Origin of the sequence: Sphingobacterium sp. UBA7038 (assembly GCF_002494055.1) — a bacterium.
Classification (GTDB): domain Bacteria; phylum Bacteroidota; class Bacteroidia; order Sphingobacteriales; family Sphingobacteriaceae; genus Sphingobacterium; species Sphingobacterium multivorum.
The window spans coordinates 66,725-83,755 of record NZ_DLAV01000037.1 but is presented as its reverse complement, the minus strand read 5'-3'; the positions used below and the strand labels follow the sequence as shown (position 1 = coordinate 83,755).

Sequence of the window (17,031 nt, the reverse complement as noted above, 5' to 3'; positions counted from 1 at the left end):
TATGATTCAAATCGAAGATATTAACAAATCGTTTGGTGACAACCATGTTCTGAAAGGAATTAGTGCAAATTTCGAACCCGGAAAGGTGAGTCTGATTATTGGAGGGTCGGGTTCGGGAAAGAGTACTTTATTGAAATGTATCGTAGGCCTGCACCAACCGGAAAAAGGAAAGGTAATTTTTGATGGCAAGGATTTTACTCGGATGAATTTTGAAGAGCGTGTTCCTATTCGAAAAGAAATAGGTATGCTTTTTCAAAATTCAGCGCTGTTTGATTCGATGACGGTAGAGCAGAATATCATGTTTTCGTTGGACATGTTTACGGATATGTCCAAAGCGGAAAAATTAGACCGTGCAAATCATTGTTTGGAACAGGTTAATCTGGAGGGACGAAATAAACTGTTCCCTGCGGAGCTTTCGGGGGGGATGAAAAAGCGGGTTGGAATTGCACGTGCAATTAGTATGAACCCTAAATATCTATTTTGTGATGAACCCAATTCGGGATTGGATCCGGAGACTTCGATTGTTATTGATGAATTGGTACTAAAAATTACGCAAGAGTTGAAATGTACGACAGTCGTTGTTACACATGATATGAATTCTGTGATGGGAATTGGTGAGTATATTTTGTTTCTCTATAAAGGAGAGAAATTCTGGGAAGGTTCCAATAAGGATATGATGCGGTCAGATGTGGAGGAATTGAACAACTTTGTTTTTGCAAGCCCATTAATGAAAAGTGCGAAAGCTTCTATGGGGCAATAAGGGCTGGGAACGTGGCTTTATTGCGCGTAATTTTATGTGTTTGATCTGTGTTAGCATCATGCAGATTTCTTTTATATTGAAATTTAGCTTAGTTTTGTCGGAAAATTTTGATTTTGGCAGCAACAAATATACAACTATTGACCCCACAGCATTGGAAGGACTATGAACTCATTGATTGTGGTGATTTTGAAAAACTGGAACGTTTTGGTGATTTAATTTTAATCAGACCAGAACCTCAGGCTGTATGGCCTAAGGCATTGACTGATGCGGAGTGGAACAAGCGTTATCATATCAAATTCAAAGGTCGTTCGGCTACTTCAGGAGAATGGTTGAAGAAAAATCCTCAAGCCCAAGACCGTTGGCATATCGAATATAAAAATAAGGATGTGGCCATCAAATTTAGATTGGGCTTGACATCTTTTAAACACGTCGGGATATTTCCGGAACAGGCTGTAAATTGGGACTATATTTCGGAATCTGTACGTTCATTTAAGACGGAAAGACCGAAGGTCCTAAATCTTTTTGCATACACTGGTGGAGCATCTTTAATAGCAAAGGCTGCGGGCGCGGATACGACTCACGTAGATTCGATTAAACAGGTTGTTACCTGGGCAAATGAAAATATGGAAATTTCCAATTTGGATAACATTCGTTGGGTGGTTGAAGATGCTTTGAAATTTGTAAAGCGTGAGCTGAAAAGAGGTAATACATATAATGGGATTATTTTGGATCCACCCGCATATGGGCATGGGCCAAAGGGCGAGAAATGGAAATTGGAAGATCACATTATGGAAATGATGACTGAAGTCGTTCAACTATTGGATCCTAAAGAGCATTTCTTGATTTTGAATACGTATTCATTAGGGTTTTCCTCTGTTATTGTTGAAAATTTAATTAAGACAGCTTTCCCAAAAGTGGAAAACTTGGAAATAGGCGAGTTGTTCTTACAAGCAACAGCAGGACCGAAACTTCCACTTGGGGTATTCGGTAAATTTCGCAAAATAGCGAAGTAAGGCTTGTCAAAAGATTCCTGATAATAACACGGGGCGCTTATTGAAGCGCCCCGTGTTTGTTTAAAGTTATATTAGGAGGTTACATATGGATGTCTTTTAAACGTAGTGATGCCAGTTCAAGCTGTCTGGGTATCGCTGTGCTGATATTTTGTGGAATAAGCGATAAGTGCTGGGTAAGTTCGTTGTAATAAGCTATTCCAGCTTGTAATTGTGCTTTGAATCTAGCTACATATTTTATCTTTTTATCGTTCATGATATTTTTATTGTCTGTTACATATTTTTGAATATGATCGATATACAGGTTGAGTTCGTTGATCATAACAAAAGGTCTGTTGTCATTTTCAAAAACTGATATACGGCCATAGATGTGGTCGATCATTTCCCGCAAAGAATATTGTTTTTTGAACCAGACAAGATTCGGGCCTGGGCAGATGGATACAGCGGTCTGTTCTTTGCTCTTTTGGATATTGTACTTAAGATAAGCTGGTGCTGCGAGCCCTTCACAAAGACAGGTTTTTTCTGTAATGTCGTCAAAGGATTTATCGTATTCCGCAGCGGACAGATTTTGTTTTTGTAGTTCCTGGATCTTTTGATGTTGATAGACGCGTGATGCAGTGCAGATCGGTTTATCACCAAACTCGGTGTTCGAAATAAGGTATTCTTTTTTACAAGGGCTACCGGGGCGCCCTTTTTTTATACGTTCCAACCGTAGGTACTCTGCGCCACTTTGTCTGAAATTGTTAAAGGGAATTCCCAATGGAGATGCTCCACTACAGTAGAAGTCTTCTTTCTTGGCAAGTTCCAATGCTTTCAGGGTTTCTTGATCTACTGTGGTTGCTTCGGGAACCATCAGGAATGGGGATCCCCATCCTACGGCATCGAATCCATAATAGTCTAATAAGAACTGATGTTCTGAAGCTGTTCCCACGCCTCCTTGAACTGTATATTTGATGCTGGGAGGAGTTGTTAATGAGCGCTCCTGGGAAACCCAATATGCGTGGTATATCTCGAAAAGTTCGGTTTTCAAACTTTCTTTTTTCTCTTTAAACTCTTGAAGGATTGGTCCCAGAAGAAGACCATCGGTTGCGAAAGCATGACCACCGCAGTTCAAACCGGATTCTATTCTGAATTCAGATACCCATACACCACGCTTAGCGAGATATTTTGCCTGGATGAGCGCCGATCGAAAGTCACTTACTTTCAAAACGACTTTTTTGTCAAATAGACCTTCACTATTGGGGAAGAAAGCCGGTAATTCAGCGAGGTAAGCGTATAGGTGTGGATTCATCCCTGCGGAAAGGATAAGGGAGGAATGCAAGTTGGAATTTGCAAAACCACGTAAGGCTGCTGAAGCATCAGAATAACGCTGATCCAATAGGTTACCATCCTGGTAATTCATTTTATCTACTTTGGACATAATATTAACATCGATGTCTCCCGGTTTGAGATAATTGATCAATAGATCTTGCAGCTCGGTTTTAATCGCGCGATTGGTTTCCATTTCCATCGCGTGATAAATCGGTTTTGAAGGATGTGACTCGGGTAAAAGCTGAAAATATTTGGTAAGTTCTGAATTTTCGGTAAAGGGCTGACGCTTCAAGGCCACGACTTGCTTCTTGACCACAAACTGTACGAGATTGAGATAGGCCGTAATTCTTTTTGCCCGGTAATCTTCTTCTGTTTTAGTGATCGGATGATAGACGATTTGATATTGTCCGCAGTAATAGCGGCGCATGCGCTCGATGAGTTCATCGTCAACAATAGACATTACGGTGGAGATACCATATTGTGCGACCTTAAGTGCGGAGTCGATGGAGAAAGCTAAGCCTAATACGGGGATATGAAAAGTATGCGTCATTCTTAAATATTTCTTTTACGAAATAATAGAGAATAACGCTGAAAAAAAGTAATGATTGTTTTATCTGGACATGATTGTAATCACTATTCAAATACAATTGTCTTGTAATCGTTGCGCATCACACGATCTTCACTAAGCAGACGAATTGCTCTGCTCAGAACAGCCTTTTCTATTTCTTTGCCGGCAGTTACCATATCTTTTACAGTATAGGTGTGATTGACATGTCGTATATCCTGTACGATGATGGGGCCTTCATCGAGTTGGTCGGTAACGAAATGCGCTGTGGCACCGATGATCTTAACGCCTCTTGCATGAGCCTGCTTGTACGGGTTGGCACCAATAAAAGCGGGTAGAAATGAATGGTGTATGTTGACCAGTTTATTTTCAAAGGTACTGACAAACTGAGGAGACAAGATTCGCATGAACTTCGCCAGAATGATGTAATCGAAATTATAGTTTTGGATTTGTGCGATCAGTTGTTTTTCGAATGTTTCCTTTGTTAGGTTTTCATGTGAGATGCAATGAAAAGGAATATCAAACTTTTCCGTAAAGGAGCGTAATGATTCATAATTACCAATTACGGCCTGTACTTCGGCTCCCCATGTTTCGAAGTGTTGACGTACCAGGATATCGGCAAGGCAGTGATGCTCTTTGGTCACGAGGACGACGATTTTTTTGCGGTTATTGGGATTTATCTGTATCTGAGCAGATGGGGGAAGTACTTCGGCAAGGGAATCCGAAAGCTGTTTCTGCTCAGGCACGATACCGTTACACACGACACGCACGAAGAATTTGTTGGCTTCTTCATCCACATATTCACGCATGGTGACAATATTGAGTTGATATTTTGCCAGCGTATTTGAAATGTTGGCGACCAATCCAACGGCATCTTGACATTGGATCAGAATTAAGGTTTGGTTGTGCATGAAAGGTGGTTGTAGGTTGCTAAAAAAGCGGGTTATTTTAACCCGCTTTTTTTGTTAGTTCTTCTTCAAGGTCAACTTCAACACGCAGATTTTCGACAATATGCTTTTGTCGATCTGGTGTGTTTTTGCCCATGTAATATTCTAATAACTGTTGAATTTTATTGTCTTTGGACAAGATAACCGGGTCAAGACGGATATCTTTTCCGATAAATAATCCAAATTCGGAAGGTGATATCTCACCCAAACCTTTGAATCGGGTAATTTCAGGTTTAGCGCCTAATTTTGCGATTGCTTTTTGTCGTTCTTCATCGGAATAGCAATAGATCGTTTCCTTTTTGTTGCGGACACGGAAAAGTGGTGTCTGTAAGATGGAAACGTGGCCAGCTTTGACAAGGTCTGGGAAAAACTGCAAGAAAAATGTCAATAGCAACAGGCGGATGTGCATGCCGTCGACATCGGCATCGGTAGCAATTACGATATTGTTGTAGCGTAATCCATCGAGACCGTCTTCAATATTAAGCGCATGTTGTAAGAGGTTAAATTCCTCGTTTTCATAAACAATCTTTTTGGACATACCGTAGGAGTTTAACGGTTTTCCTTTCAGACTGAAAACAGCTTGAGTCTGCACATCCCGCGATTTGGTAATAGAACCAGATGCAGAATCCCCCTCGGTGATAAACAACGTTGTTTCTTGGTTACGTTCATTTTTATCGCTGAAGTGCACTTTACAGTCACGTAGTTTACGGTTGTGCAAAGAGGCTTTCTTCGCTCTTTCGTTGGCGAGTTTTTTGATACCGGCGATATCCTTACGTTCACGTTCCGATTGAAGAATACGTTTTTGAAGAGCATCTGCCGTAGCCGGATTTTTATGTAAGTAATCATCCAATGCTTTTTTAACAAAGTCATTGATAAATCCTCTTACCGTAGGGCCTTCTGGGCCTACACTTTGAGATCCTAGCTTTGTTTTGGTCTGTGATTCAAAAACGGGTTCCTGCACTTTGATGGCGATGGCACCGATAATTGATGAACGAATATCCGATGCGTCAAATTCTTTTCTGTAAAAATCGCGGATTGTTTTGACTAGTGCTTCACGGAAGGCTGCCTGGTGTGTTCCACCCTGTGTGGTGTGCTGACCGTTGACAAAAGAATAATATTCTTCTCCATATTGCTGGCCGTGAGTCATCGCGATTTCAATATCATCCCCCCGTAAGTGGATAATTGGATAGCGCATGGACTCGGCATCAATATTTCGTTCCAGTAGATCTTTTAGTCCGTGCTCAGAAATAAACTTTTGCCCATTAAAGTTGATCGTAAGACCTGAGTTTAGAAAAACATAGTTCCAGATCATATTCTCTACAAATTCGGGACGGTATTTGTAGTTTCTGAAAATAGAATCGTCTGGATAGAATGTTACAGATGTACCATTCCGTTGCGTCGTATCTTTTTGTTCATCATTGACTAATTCCCCTTTAGAGAATTGGGCAATGCGTGTTATATTTTGACGGTATGACTGGACGGTAAACTGACTGGACAAAGCATTTACGGCTTTTGTACCGACACCATTTAAACCGACGGACTTTTGGAAAGCCTTACTATCATATTTACCACCCGTATTGATTTTAGAAACAACATCAACCACAGAACCAATTGGGATACCACGTCCATAATCGCGTACGGAAACTTTATTTTCGTTTACCGTGATATCAATAGTTTTACCGGCACCCATAACAAACTCATCAATTGAGTTGTCAACGACCTCTTTCAATAAAACATAGATACCATCATCATAGGCCGAACCGTCCCCCAACTTTCCAATGTACATTCCCGGACGGAGGCGGATATGCTCTTTCCAATCCAGGGACCTAATGCTGTCTTCGTTATATGTACTCATAAATTAATGTAGAACTTAGCTAACAAAAGTAAAAAAAATAAACTACGATAAGTAGTTTAAAAGGCTAAATTTTTTAGATATCGCTAGTTTGCGTACTGCTGGAGAAAATTGCCGGTTTGCGGGGAAATGTTTACATTTAGTGTAAGTAATTGTAAAGAGAATAATTTATGGGATTATTTGATAAAATCAGGAATGAGTTTGTCGATATTATCGAATGGGTCGATAATAGCACAGATACGATTGTGTGGAAGTTTCCACGATATCAGAATGAAATAAAAATGGGGGCACAGTTGACTGTGCGAGAAGGGCAGGCTGCGGTATTTTTGAATGAAGGCGTGGTTGCGGACGTCTTTCAGCCTGGTCGTTACGAACTGACGACCCAAAATATGCCGACCATGACAACCCTCAGAGGTTGGAAATATGGGTTCAATAGTCCATTCAAAGCCGATGTTTATTTTGTCAACCTTCGACAATTTGTCAATCAGAAATGGGGAACTAAAAATCCGATTATGTTGCGGGATCCTGAATTTGGTCCCATTCGACTTCGGGCTTTCGGTAATTTCTCTTTTCAGGTGAAGGACGTTACTGTTTTTATGAAACAGCTTGTTGCGACGACGCCTGTATTTACAGTTGAGGATATCACAGAGCAGCTTCGAAACATTGCGGTATCGCGGGGGATGGATGCTATTGCTGAGTCGAAGATACCGGCCTTGGATCTTGCATCCAACTATGATGAAGTTTCGGCCTTGATACAGCAAAAAATTGGGGTTGATTTTGATGAGTTGGGTTTGAGCTTAACGAAGTTCTTAATTGAAAATATTTCATTCCCAGAAGAAGTCGAGAAAGCCCTTGATAAGCGAAGCAGTATGGGGGTCGTTGGTAATCTGGGGGCCTATGCCCAATTCCAAGCCGCAAATTCAATGGAGAAAGCTGCTGAGAATCCCAGTAGTGGAGGGATTGTAGGTGCTGGATTTGGTGCTGGGTTGGGAGCAGGAATGGTTGGTCAAATGGGTAATGTATTTCAGCAAAACAGTTTTGATGGGAATAATCCTACTGGTACGGGATCAGCTGCTGCGGCTTCATCTGCAGGGGCCGTTGGACCTCCTCCATTGCCCAAAGCGGTCGCTTATTACCTGGCCGTTAAAGGCAAACAGGAAGGGCCCTTTGATTCGGAACAGCTGCGCGCTCTGATAAAAGAGGGGACGATGACACTTGCTACCTTGGTCTGGAAAGAGGGACTTGAAAACTGGATTGAGGCTGAAAAGGTAGTCGAATTAAAGGATCTGTTTTCGCAGAACCCGCCACCGATACCAGGAGTTTAGGGTAAAATGCATTACCGAGTTTTATGAGTTTTGAAGAAAAAACCTCCGAAATAGAGCAGGGGTTAAAATGTCAGGGCTGTGGTGCTATTTTGACTTATCAGCCCGGTACGTCCTATTTAGCGTGTTCCTATTGTGGAACCAGGAATGAAATAGCGGATCAGCTACCGGAAGATGGGCATATTGAATCTACAGATTATAAAGTTTTTGGACAAGCAATGGAGGGGCTCGCCGATGAGCGCTATAGCTATTTGGCTGAAGTTGTGCATTGTAGTAACTGTGGGGCAAACTCGCGTTTGAATCCTCATGTTACGGCAGATTTATGTGCTTTTTGTGCTTCACCATTGGTAATTGACCATCAGCAAAAGCGTATTTTGAAGCCACATGGTCTTGTTCCCTTTTCCGTTGATTACAAAAATGCTTTTAGGCTATTGACACAATGGGCGGGTAAGATATGGTTCGCTCCGAATGACTTTAAGCGAATTTTTAATTCAAGAAATGATCGTTTAAAAGGGGTGTATGTGCCATTTTGGTCCTATGATGCAGATGTACAATCTGATTACGTAGGATCACGTGGAGAATATTATTATGTGACGCGTACAAGACGCAATTCGGATGGCGAGACGGAAGAATACGAAGAAAGACGCACAAACTGGTATCCGGCTTCAGGAAGTATCTATAGCCAATTTAAGGATATTGTTATATCGGGATCAACATCTCTTCCCGAAAAGTTTTCTGATAAAATTGGACCTTGGAATTTGGGTTACCTAAAACCTTTCAATGAGCAATATTTAAGTGGCTTTATCGCTGAAACTTTTAGCGTGGATCATGTAAAAGCGGCGGAGACTGCCCGGACTATTATGGATCGGGAAATCGAACGTCAGGTTGAGCATGACATCGGTGGTGATACACAGGATATTGATTCTATTGATAGCGATTTTAAATCCATTAAATTGAAGTACATTCTTTTACCTGTATGGTTATCTGCTTATCAGTACAAAGGAAAGAGTTATCAGATCATGGTCAATGCTTTTAACGGTAAAGTTTATGGACAACGACCTTATAGCTTTTGGAAAATTGCTTTTTTGGTATTGGCGATCATTGTTGTGTTGTATCTATTGAGTTTTATGGTATAACAAAAACGGTTATAAAAAAAGCGCTGTTCTCAATAAAAGAGAACAGCGCTTTTTTATGCTAATCGTCTTGACTATTTGTTTAGTGAAAGTAGGAATCCGATCGTGAAATTGGCATCCCAATCAAATACGAAGGTGTCGCAATTGGTTGCATCTTTAATTGCTTTATAGATGTTGACACCGCTCTTTGTTTTTACTTTATCTGCTTTGTAAGATGCTGGATCGTTCAAAACTGTAAAACGCTCTTCACCTTGGCGTGTCTGCGATGCTAATTCAAAAGGAACCCCGCCAATAATAAAACAAACCTCTCTTTTATTTGCCGGAATTTTTTCGCCTAATTTTTTTACTTCTGTATAGACCGCATCATCTTTAAGGTCTTTTTCATAATATTTCGCACCAGGTGCTTCTACCGATTTTGTGTCACCGTCAATCCAGGAAATTTTGGTGTTACCGGAGCCAATGTCAACAACAAATGAATTGTCTTCGTAAGCTTTCGGAAGAACCGATTTTAACGCTAATTTTCCTTCCTGCTCTGCTGTAACTAGGTTGACCACAAAGCCCATTTTTCTAAGTTCAGCACTGATAACTGAAGTTTTAGGTTCTTTTTGAGCTCCGGAGCTAATAACGAAATGTATGTTTTTGGATTTGACGCCTTTATCGAGCATCATGCCTATATAATCTTTTAATCCTTTACGGATGTCTTCCGTATTTGCCAATCCTTCGTAGGCAAATGACTTTCCGAAGTCTTTGGAAATGATCTCCCAGCGATTTTCTTTGTCCATATTGACGACAAAGGAATTGAAACCCGAAGCGCCGACTTCAACGACACCCTTGTATTCGCCGTCGACTGGTTTTTCGGGTTGATAGTTGAATGAACGAGTCGTTTCTGAGCCTGATGAAGGTGCGGCCGCATGACCATTATTGCTTGTTGAATCTGTTGTTTGGACTGTCGAATTAGCATCAAATTTGCCTGATTGAATGGCCCAATAACCGATTGCGAGAATAGGTAAGGCGATGATAATTGCTTTGATTGGCCATCTTAATCTTGCCCATGTTGATTTTTCTTCCATAATGTTCGTATAGTAAGTTTGATTTTAGTTAATATTAATCGAGTAATGTAAATCCTTTATCTACTTTTTCTTCGGGTTTGAGTTCATAGCTGGCATCGGCCATTTGCGTTACGTTTAATACATTTAGATTACGTTCGTCAACTTTTCGGATAAACTCTTCCAGTTCACCTTGAGTAGGCGTACCACCCACTGTGATATTGTTGTTTTGATCCAAGAAATCAAGATTGGATCGGATAGAGGCAATATTTTGACTGATGGCACCTGTTGCTGCATTCATGGCCTCTTGAAATGCCCAGCCATCTTTAATATTGAACACATCGGCTAGGCCATCGGTGGCATTTTTCATCTTTTGCGTTGCTTCCAGCTTCTTGGAAATAATGGAAATGCTGCTATCCAAGGTGCTGACATAGATACGTGCTGCGCTTTCATTATCTTTTAGGACTTCCAATACTTTTGCAAATTGATTGGCATATTGTACATAACTGCGCGCATTTTGCTCTTCAGATTCACCTTCTTTTCCCAATAGAAATGCTTTGGTGCGTGTTTCTTTGGCATCTCTTGCATAAGCATTGGCCTTCTCTGCATTATTTTTGCTCGTTTCCTCCTTTGATTTCTCGTCGAGATTAGCCGCTTCTGCGGTGAAACGTTTCGCATAGGTGTACTTCTCTTCGGCTGTTTTTTGAGCAGTTTCACCGCTTTGAATCATGTCGATGCGGACACCGTCTACATTGCTGATTTTTTCCTTCACACGTTTCAGGGTGTCTTTTGCATCTCTTGATAACAGTTGTAAGGTTTCTATGGGGTTATTTCTAATGATGGATTTTTCACCTTTAAAAAGTAGGACGGTTCCCAATCTGTGCAATAGCGCAATGATCTTTGGCGCTAGCAATAATAAGGTAATTAGGATTATACTGAATAGCACAAAAAGTATACTTTTTCCGGCATATTCCAGCATAATCGGTAAGTATTTGAAAAAAGCAAAGGCTCCGCCAAGTAAAAGCGCCCAAAAGAAGATCGACGAAGCTGTCTTCTTCGCTTCTGGTGATTTTAATTGTGCAGGCAAATGATCGCCCAGTACTTGAAATATCGGAAGTTGCGTTTTTATCTCAGCGGGAATATTAACATACTGATCTTTTCTTTCCATTGATTTGTTTTTATGTTATTGATTGATTAATCATACGCAATGCAGTGTTGATTTCGGTGACCACTTCATCAACGGCCGCGTTGCCGATGTTTATTTTTTGTTCGATATCTTTAATCCTTGGTTCGTACTTTTCATTAATTTGTGCCAAAGCGAGTTGTTTTTTCTGTAGATCATCTTGCAATTTGGCGATATTCTCCGTTATTGTTTTGATTTCAGTGTTCAGATTTGCAATCTCCATGGTTCGGTCCTGTTCAGTCTTTTTCTTTTCAGCCTGTTTTTGTTCCGATTCTTTGGCAATGGTTTCTTTCAATTTATTAGCATAATTTGTGCCAGTTGCTACCAGTTTATCCTTGGTTAACGAACTGTCTACAAATTTCAATGAAGTATAGGCCGCTTTTAATGTGTTTTCCTCTACTTTTCCCATTGCGGCAGCAGCGTTCCATACTTCGAAAAAATCGACACCCTGCTCGTTGAGTTTTTCAAGAATGGCATAGACCTTTAATTTCATTTCTTTGAGGTCGGTTGTTCCGTCATTGGCTGTTAGGGGGATTGGGGGAGGTGTTTTTCCAGTTGGAGCCTGGGCCGTGGGCGATGTATATGCCGGTGGTACATGGGGTCTTTCTGGAGCAGCGTTAGTAGCTGGTGCTGGAGGGGCTTGTGCCGGTGGCGTTTGCTGCGGCTGATCGTCCTCAAAAATTAATTTCTTTAGACTGTTTAATATACTGGATCCTCTTTTAGTATCGTCGTTACTCATCATATCATAGTTGATTATATCTGTACTAAAATAATAAAAATTAATATTCTCTTCTAATGAATTGCGCTATGGAATACCTGAAATGGATACAGGAGGTATAGGAGCTTGGATAGAAGCGATGAAATGGACCTGTAGGGCGAGTGAATCAGCTGCTATCGCATTTTATGTTAGGGATAAAAACAAAGATTCCCAATTGTTGATTGGGAATCTTTGTTTTGGTGGTCATGGTCCTGTGGGACTACTATCTGCCAAAATCATCTTGTACGCGAACAATATCGTCTTCATCAGAAGGGTTGTTGGCATCGGTGTGTTGCCAGATCTCGGCTAGAATACCGAAGCCATCCAATCCAATTAAACGGTGACGCTGTCCTTGGCGTAATCTAATTGTTTCGCCTTCTTTCAAGGTTGAAACAACCGATTCTTCATCGGTGTCAGAAACCATAACACCTACGTTACCTTGGATAACACGCCATATTTCGGCACGACGGTGGTGATATTGCCATGAAAGTCTTTTTTCTGGTGCAACAATTAAAATTTTTGGACTTAATTTTCCTGAGATTCTTAATTCTTGTACATCCATTCCGCCGAAGTACTCATCGGCAAATTCTTGCGCTTGGGATTCGTCGATTACGAAAAATCCTCCCCAAGGGCGTGCAGCATCTGATTTATCAATACGAAAACCTTTGGATGTCAGCATTTCCTGTACTTTTTCAAACAATGCGATTTTATCTATAGCCATATTAAAAATTCTAAAAATTTGTTATTCGTTAATTCAGTTGCTAAATATAAAAAAAATCCATTTAATATTTTAAATTAACCGTTTTAGCTTAATCTAAATCCTTTATAATGGAGCTGCGTTAGATACCCTAAGCTATACTATATCGCGTAAAGTTAAAAATGAAATTGCTAATTTTGTGATCAATCTAATTTCAGGATATGTCAAACTTTCAAGTCGATCGGGAAAATACTGCATTTATGCAGGCTGTTGCTTTTGTTAACCAAACGAACCAGAATGTATTTATTACAGGAAAGGCGGGTACCGGAAAAACGACTTTCTTGAAGTATATCCGTGAGCATAGCTACAAAAAGATGGCTATTACTGCACCTACAGGTGTTGCGGCGATGAATGCGGGCGGAACAACTTTACATTCTTTATTTTGGCTTCCTTTTGGGACTTTTATTGAAGATTATGAGTTACGTTGGGACGAACAGGATAGTCATATCTACAATAAATCACGTTTATTCAGCACGATTAAATTGACCAAGCAGCGTCGGGCCATCTTGCAGGAGCTAGAGCTTTTGGTGATTGATGAGGTTTCGATGGTCCGTGCAGATACATTAGATGCGATTAATGTAATTCTGCAATCTGTTCGTCGCGATATGCGGCCTTTTGGTGGATTACAAGTGCTGTTTATCGGAGATTTGTACCAGTTGCCGCCAGTTGTGAAAGATGCCGAATGGAATGTTTTGCGGGATCATTATTCTTCTGTTTTCTTCTTTAATGCTAAAATTTTGAGGGATAATCCGCTGGTGATGTTAGAGCTCAATAAAATCTATCGTCAACAAGATGAAGGTTTTATTTCAATTTTGAATGCCATACGAAACAATCAGTGTACAAGTGACATGCTCACGACCTTAAATGGTTATTATCAACAGGACTTTGTTCCAAATGAAGAGGAACAGTATATTACATTGACCTCCCATAATCGAAATGCGGATGAAATAAATGGAGCCAAGCTGGCATCATTATCGGGTAAAATGTTAAATCTTAAAGCAGTTGTAAAGGACGATTTTGCGCAGGGCTCCTATCCTGCTGAAGAAACGTTGTCCTTAAAGATAGGGGCTCAGGTGATGTTTATTCGAAACGATTCCGGTGATGAACGTAAATATTACAATGGAAAGATCGGTACGGTAAAGGACATCGATACGGTGCAGGGCACGGTAACGGTTACATTTCCTGATGGGTCGGAATCTGTAACGGTAAAAAGGGAGACCTGGGAGAATATTCGGTATAATTACGATAAGGGGCAAGATCAGATTAAAGAGGAGATATTGGGTACATTTTCGCAATTTCCACTTCGATTGGCTTGGGCTATCACTATTCATAAAAGTCAGGGTTTAACTTTTCAAAAAGCGATCATTGACGCAGGGACCTCGTTTGCCGCGGGACAGGTGTACGTTGCATTGAGCCGTTTAACGAGTTTAGATGGACTTGTATTAAAATCCATTATCCCTTCTTATGCCATCCGTACCGATTACCAAGTGGTCGAATTTGCACAGCGTGCTCAGGGGCAGGCTGACGTCAATGAGATTTTGGAGCAATGCCAACGGAATTATCTTGGCCAGATTTTAATGCACGGTTTCCGTTGGGACGGACTATTGGCCGAGACTTCGGAGCTGCTGAAATCACTTGAAGAGCGTAATATTGATGGAAAGGAACAAGCCGTATTATTTTTCCAACAATTGGTCAAGCACCTTCAGACCCAAGAGAAAGTTGCACATAAATTTATTGTTGTACTGTATGATTTGTTGCGGGATAAAAACGCAATCGATTATGATGTCATCTGTGAACGTTCTACTGCTGCGGTCAATTGGTTTTTACCGAAAATGGATGTAGATCTGATTGAGGCTTTAACCAAACATATTGAGGAGTACCAGATACGAAAACGTACGAAGAAATATATTGATGAGTTAAAAGCATTATTGCTTGATTACAAGCGAAAACGCGAGCAGTTGCAACATTGTCTACTTATTGCTGATACGCTTTCAAAACGGGAAGATTTTCAAACAGCGATGCTCGATGTTGCTGCTAGTGTGAAGACCAAAGAAAAAGATGAATTGGCTGCGCAAAGTGCAGATGAAGAAGGGCCGAAGAAGTTGGATACAAAGGAGATTTCCTTAGAAATGTTTAAAGATGGTATGAGCATTGCTGATATAGCGGTTAAGCGCGGGATGGTCGCAGGTACGATATATGGACATTTAATTAATTTTGTTGGTACGGAAGTGGAAGCAACAGAGTTGATCGAGCAGGAGAAGTTGGATCGTATTCTTGGTGTTATTCGTGCAAATCCGGATAAATCCTCTTCGGAACTTAAGATGCTTTTGGGCGTGGATATTGATTATCCGGATATTAAAATTGGACAAAAAGTTTTGGGATTGTAGGCAATAAAAATTTATAGCGTATATTTGTAACAAATTGTGTGATATAGTTTGTTGAAAGCCCATTGATAACCTTAAGATTGCTTATGGAAGACAAGAAAGATCCTAACAAGTGGCTTGTGCTGACGACTATTTCAACCCAGATGGTTTTTACCATTTATGTATTTTATTTATTAGGGGATTGGCTGGACGGTAAGTTTCATGCGGAGAACCAACTATGGATGAAGATCTGTACCCTTGGCGGGATTGGATTTTCTCTATATCAAGTCATTAGACAAGTGAATCGATTAAACGATAGATGATAGTATATATAAAGCAGACCCTTATTTTATTTTTTGTTGCGGTTTTGATTTTTGCCGTTCATTTCTTTTTATTAAAATCTTTTGATGGTATTCATTCCTTGGAAGATCTACATTTTCCATTGTATGAAATTTATATTTTTCAACTGATATTATCCGTGATCATCATGGTGGGGATAAGTTACTGTTCGCAGAAATTTCCGCAGTATGTTGGTTTTGTTTTCTTGGGATTATTGACTTTAAAGTTTGTCCTAAATTATGTATACATCCATAATGGGTTGGCAAAACCGCAGGCTGATATTTTAAAATATAACTATTTGATCGTTGTCGTTTTATTCCTTTTTTACGATGTTATATTTGCTTACAAGGCTTTAAACAAATCCTAAGGGAGAAAAACGATAGTTTTTTCAAAAAAATGTAATATTAAAGTAGCTTTTGTGCTTTATATATAGTATTTTCGCAAAAAATTTTAAATAACATAATAGTAGTATCGTGAGTCTTAAAAGAACACTTCAATTTTTAGCAGTTATTCTGTTTGCAGTTGCGCCATTTTTAACAAAGGCGAATGAGAATGCACACGGAGAAAAATCGCAGGCTGAGGAAATCAATAGCCATATTGAGCATCACTTACAAGATGATTATTATTTTAGCTTCTTTTCGGATGAAGAGACAGGTAAACATTATGGCTTTTCATTGCCCGTTATTTTGATCGATAATGGCTTGAAAGTTTTTATGGCTTCGGCATTCGATCACGGTAATAAAGTTGCTGAGGTTGACGGTCAGTATTATGCATTGTACCACGGAAAAATTTATAAGACTGATGCTGCCGGTAATTTGGCTGGTCATGAGTATCGTAAAAATGCTGATGGTAGTTATGTTATGACTATAAATGAAGATGGAAAAGAAGAGAAAAAGGAATTTGAAACTTCTTATGTGATTGGTTCTCATGAAATTCATGATGCTGTTGATTTTCATCCATCTGTAGCGATGCCTTTAGATTTCTCGATCACTAAAAATGTTGTCGGTTTGTTTTTGGCTGCATTTTTAATGTTTTGGGCATTTATTAGTTTGGCTAAAACGTATAAAAAAGGTGCTAACAATTTGCCAAAAGGTGTTGGACGTGTATTGGAGCCTTTGGTTATCTATGTACGTGATGAGATGGCTATTCCAAACATTGGTCATCGTTACAAGGAATTCATGCCTTATTTATTGTCTGTATTCTTTTTGATCTGGATTTTGAATTTGGTTGGTTTGACACCACTAGGGTTTAACGTTACAGGAAACATCACAGTAACTTTATGTTTGGCTCTTTTTACATTCTTAATTGTCAATATCAAAGCAAACGCAAACTACTGGAAGCATATTTTTTGGATGCCAGGTGTTCCGGTTCCATTTAAATTTGTTTTAGCACCAATTGAAGTATTGGGATTGTTTACAAAACCATTTTCGTTGATGGTACGTTTGTTTGCAAATATTACAGCTGGTCACACTGTCGTAATGGGACTGATTGCAATTGTTTATTTATTGCAACACCAATTGACTGTAGTGGGTAGTATCGGTGTTTCCATGTTCTTGACAATCTTCTTGATGGTTATCGAATTATTGGTAGCATTCTTACAAGCATTTATTTTTACGATGTTGTCATCCTTATTTATCGGTATGGCTGTTGAAGAACATCACGATCATTAATTAGTAAATTTTTTAA

15 protein-coding genes are annotated in these 17,031 nt (G+C 39.9%); 8 read left to right on the top strand and 7 right to left on the bottom strand.

What is annotated here, in order from left to right; all coding sequences use genetic code 11:
• The first annotated feature begins 1 nt into the window (after position 1).
• Together B3H30_RS21470 and B3H30_RS21465 are read left to right on the top strand one after the other, a co-directional pair.
• Positions 2-760 (top strand): ABC transporter ATP-binding protein, encoded by a 759-nt coding sequence (locus tag B3H30_RS21470; RefSeq protein ID WP_070563195.1) that lies wholly within the window; start codon positions 2-4, stop codon positions 758-760.
• Positions 761-867: 107 nt separating this feature from the next.
• Positions 868-1,773, top strand: coding sequence for a class I SAM-dependent methyltransferase (locus tag B3H30_RS21465; RefSeq protein WP_112375484.1), 906 nt, complete (start codon positions 868-870; stop codon positions 1,771-1,773).
• A gap of 79 nt (positions 1,774-1,852) precedes the next feature.
• Here the strand turns inward: B3H30_RS21465 and B3H30_RS21460 are convergent, their stop codons facing one another.
• From B3H30_RS21460 to B3H30_RS21450, 3 genes are all read right to left on the bottom strand, one after another.
• Positions 1,853-3,631 (bottom strand): hypothetical protein, encoded by a 1,779-nt coding sequence (locus B3H30_RS21460; RefSeq protein ID WP_112375485.1) that lies wholly within the window; start codon positions 3,629-3,631, stop codon positions 1,853-1,855.
• Positions 3,632-3,714: 83 nt separating this feature from the next.
• Positions 3,715-4,557 carry a formyltetrahydrofolate deformylase gene (gene purU / locus B3H30_RS21455; protein ID WP_112375486.1) on the bottom strand — a complete coding sequence of 281 codons (843 nt, stop codon included), beginning with the start codon at positions 4,555-4,557 and terminating at the stop codon, positions 3,715-3,717.
• A 37-nt stretch (positions 4,558-4,594) separates the two neighbouring features.
• A complete protein-coding gene (locus tag B3H30_RS21450; RefSeq protein ID WP_070563183.1) occupies positions 4,595-6,448 on the bottom strand; it encodes a DNA topoisomerase IV subunit B in 1,854 nt (617 codons plus the stop codon).
• Between the two features lie 167 nt (positions 6,449-6,615).
• On the opposite strand from B3H30_RS21450, the gene B3H30_RS21445 reads away from it, so the two are divergent.
• A complete protein-coding gene (locus B3H30_RS21445; RefSeq protein WP_112375487.1) occupies positions 6,616-7,770 on the top strand; it encodes an SPFH domain-containing protein in 1,155 nt (384 codons plus the stop codon).
• 23 nt (positions 7,771-7,793) lie between these two features.
• Positions 7,794-8,903: a zinc finger domain-containing protein gene (locus B3H30_RS21440; RefSeq protein WP_112375488.1), complete on the top strand. Its 1,110-nt coding sequence runs from the start codon at positions 7,794-7,796 to the stop codon at positions 8,901-8,903.
• Between the two features lie 71 nt (positions 8,904-8,974).
• Here the strand turns inward: B3H30_RS21440 and B3H30_RS21435 are convergent, their stop codons facing one another.
• The 4 genes from B3H30_RS21435 to B3H30_RS21420 all read right to left on the bottom strand — a co-directional run bounded on the left by B3H30_RS21435 (position 8,975) and on the right by B3H30_RS21420 (position 12,607).
• Positions 8,975-9,970, bottom strand: coding sequence for a hypothetical protein (locus B3H30_RS21435; protein WP_112375489.1), 996 nt, complete (start codon positions 9,968-9,970; stop codon positions 8,975-8,977).
• Positions 9,971-10,004: 34 nt separating this feature from the next.
• Positions 10,005-11,114: a hypothetical protein gene (locus B3H30_RS21430; protein WP_112375490.1), complete on the bottom strand. Its 1,110-nt coding sequence runs from the start codon at positions 11,112-11,114 to the stop codon at positions 10,005-10,007.
• Positions 11,115-11,124: 10 nt separating this feature from the next.
• Entirely contained in the window at positions 11,125-11,871 is a 747-nt protein-coding gene (locus B3H30_RS21425) for a hypothetical protein (protein ID WP_112375491.1), read from the bottom strand.
• 238 nt (positions 11,872-12,109) lie between these two features.
• Positions 12,110-12,607 carry a cupin domain-containing protein gene (locus tag B3H30_RS21420; RefSeq protein ID WP_046671961.1) on the bottom strand — a complete coding sequence of 166 codons (498 nt, stop codon included), beginning with the start codon at positions 12,605-12,607 and terminating at the stop codon, positions 12,110-12,112.
• A 197-nt stretch (positions 12,608-12,804) separates the two neighbouring features.
• On the opposite strand from B3H30_RS21420, the gene B3H30_RS21415 reads away from it, so the two are divergent.
• The 4 genes from B3H30_RS21415 to atpB all read left to right on the top strand — a co-directional run bounded on the left by B3H30_RS21415 (position 12,805) and on the right by atpB (position 17,015).
• Positions 12,805-15,030: a helix-turn-helix domain-containing protein gene (locus tag B3H30_RS21415; RefSeq protein ID WP_112375492.1), complete on the top strand. Its 2,226-nt coding sequence runs from the start codon at positions 12,805-12,807 to the stop codon at positions 15,028-15,030.
• An 83-nt stretch (positions 15,031-15,113) separates the two neighbouring features.
• Entirely contained in the window at positions 15,114-15,329 is a 216-nt protein-coding gene (locus tag B3H30_RS24940; RefSeq protein WP_112375493.1) for an AtpZ/AtpI family protein, read from the top strand.
• The gene (locus tag B3H30_RS21410; RefSeq protein WP_046671964.1) at positions 15,326-15,712 is read left to right on the top strand and encodes a hypothetical protein; all 387 of its coding nucleotides are present in this window, start codon (positions 15,326-15,328) and stop codon (positions 15,710-15,712) included. The genes B3H30_RS24940 and B3H30_RS21410 overlap by 4 nt, the downstream gene beginning before the upstream one ends.
• A gap of 106 nt (positions 15,713-15,818) precedes the next feature.
• Positions 15,819-17,015: a F0F1 ATP synthase subunit A gene (gene atpB / locus B3H30_RS21405; RefSeq protein WP_239468755.1), complete on the top strand. Its 1,197-nt coding sequence runs from the start codon at positions 15,819-15,821 to the stop codon at positions 17,013-17,015.
• The last annotated feature ends 16 nt before the right edge of the window (positions 17,016-17,031 follow it).

Coding starts and splice junctions, on each gene's coding strand:
- B3H30_RS21470 (WP_070563195.1), top strand. CDS start 2: ATGATTCAAATCGAAGATATTAACAAATCGTTTGGTGACAACCATGTT.
- B3H30_RS21460 (WP_112375485.1), bottom strand. CDS start 3,631: ATGACGCATACTTTTCATATCCCCGTATTAGGCTTAGCTTTCTCCATC.
- purU (WP_112375486.1), bottom strand. CDS start 4,557: ATGCACAACCAAACCTTAATTCTGATCCAATGTCAAGATGCCGTTGGA.
- B3H30_RS21450 (WP_070563183.1), bottom strand. CDS start 6,448: ATGAGTACATATAACGAAGACAGCATTAGGTCCCTGGATTGGAAAGAG.
- B3H30_RS21445 (WP_112375487.1), top strand. CDS start 6,616: ATGGGATTATTTGATAAAATCAGGAATGAGTTTGTCGATATTATCGAA.
- B3H30_RS21440 (WP_112375488.1), top strand. CDS start 7,794: ATGAGTTTTGAAGAAAAAACCTCCGAAATAGAGCAGGGGTTAAAATGT.
- B3H30_RS21435 (WP_112375489.1), bottom strand. CDS start 9,970: ATGGAAGAAAAATCAACATGGGCAAGATTAAGATGGCCAATCAAAGCA.
- B3H30_RS21430 (WP_112375490.1), bottom strand. CDS start 11,114: ATGGAAAGAAAAGATCAGTATGTTAATATTCCCGCTGAGATAAAAACG.
- B3H30_RS21425 (WP_112375491.1), bottom strand. CDS start 11,871: ATGATGAGTAACGACGATACTAAAAGAGGATCCAGTATATTAAACAGT.
- B3H30_RS21420 (WP_046671961.1), bottom strand. CDS start 12,607: ATGGCTATAGATAAAATCGCATTGTTTGAAAAAGTACAGGAAATGCTG.
- B3H30_RS21415 (WP_112375492.1), top strand. CDS start 12,805: ATGTCAAACTTTCAAGTCGATCGGGAAAATACTGCATTTATGCAGGCT.
- B3H30_RS24940 (WP_112375493.1), top strand. CDS start 15,114: ATGGAAGACAAGAAAGATCCTAACAAGTGGCTTGTGCTGACGACTATT.
- B3H30_RS21410 (WP_046671964.1), top strand. CDS start 15,326: ATGATAGTATATATAAAGCAGACCCTTATTTTATTTTTTGTTGCGGTT.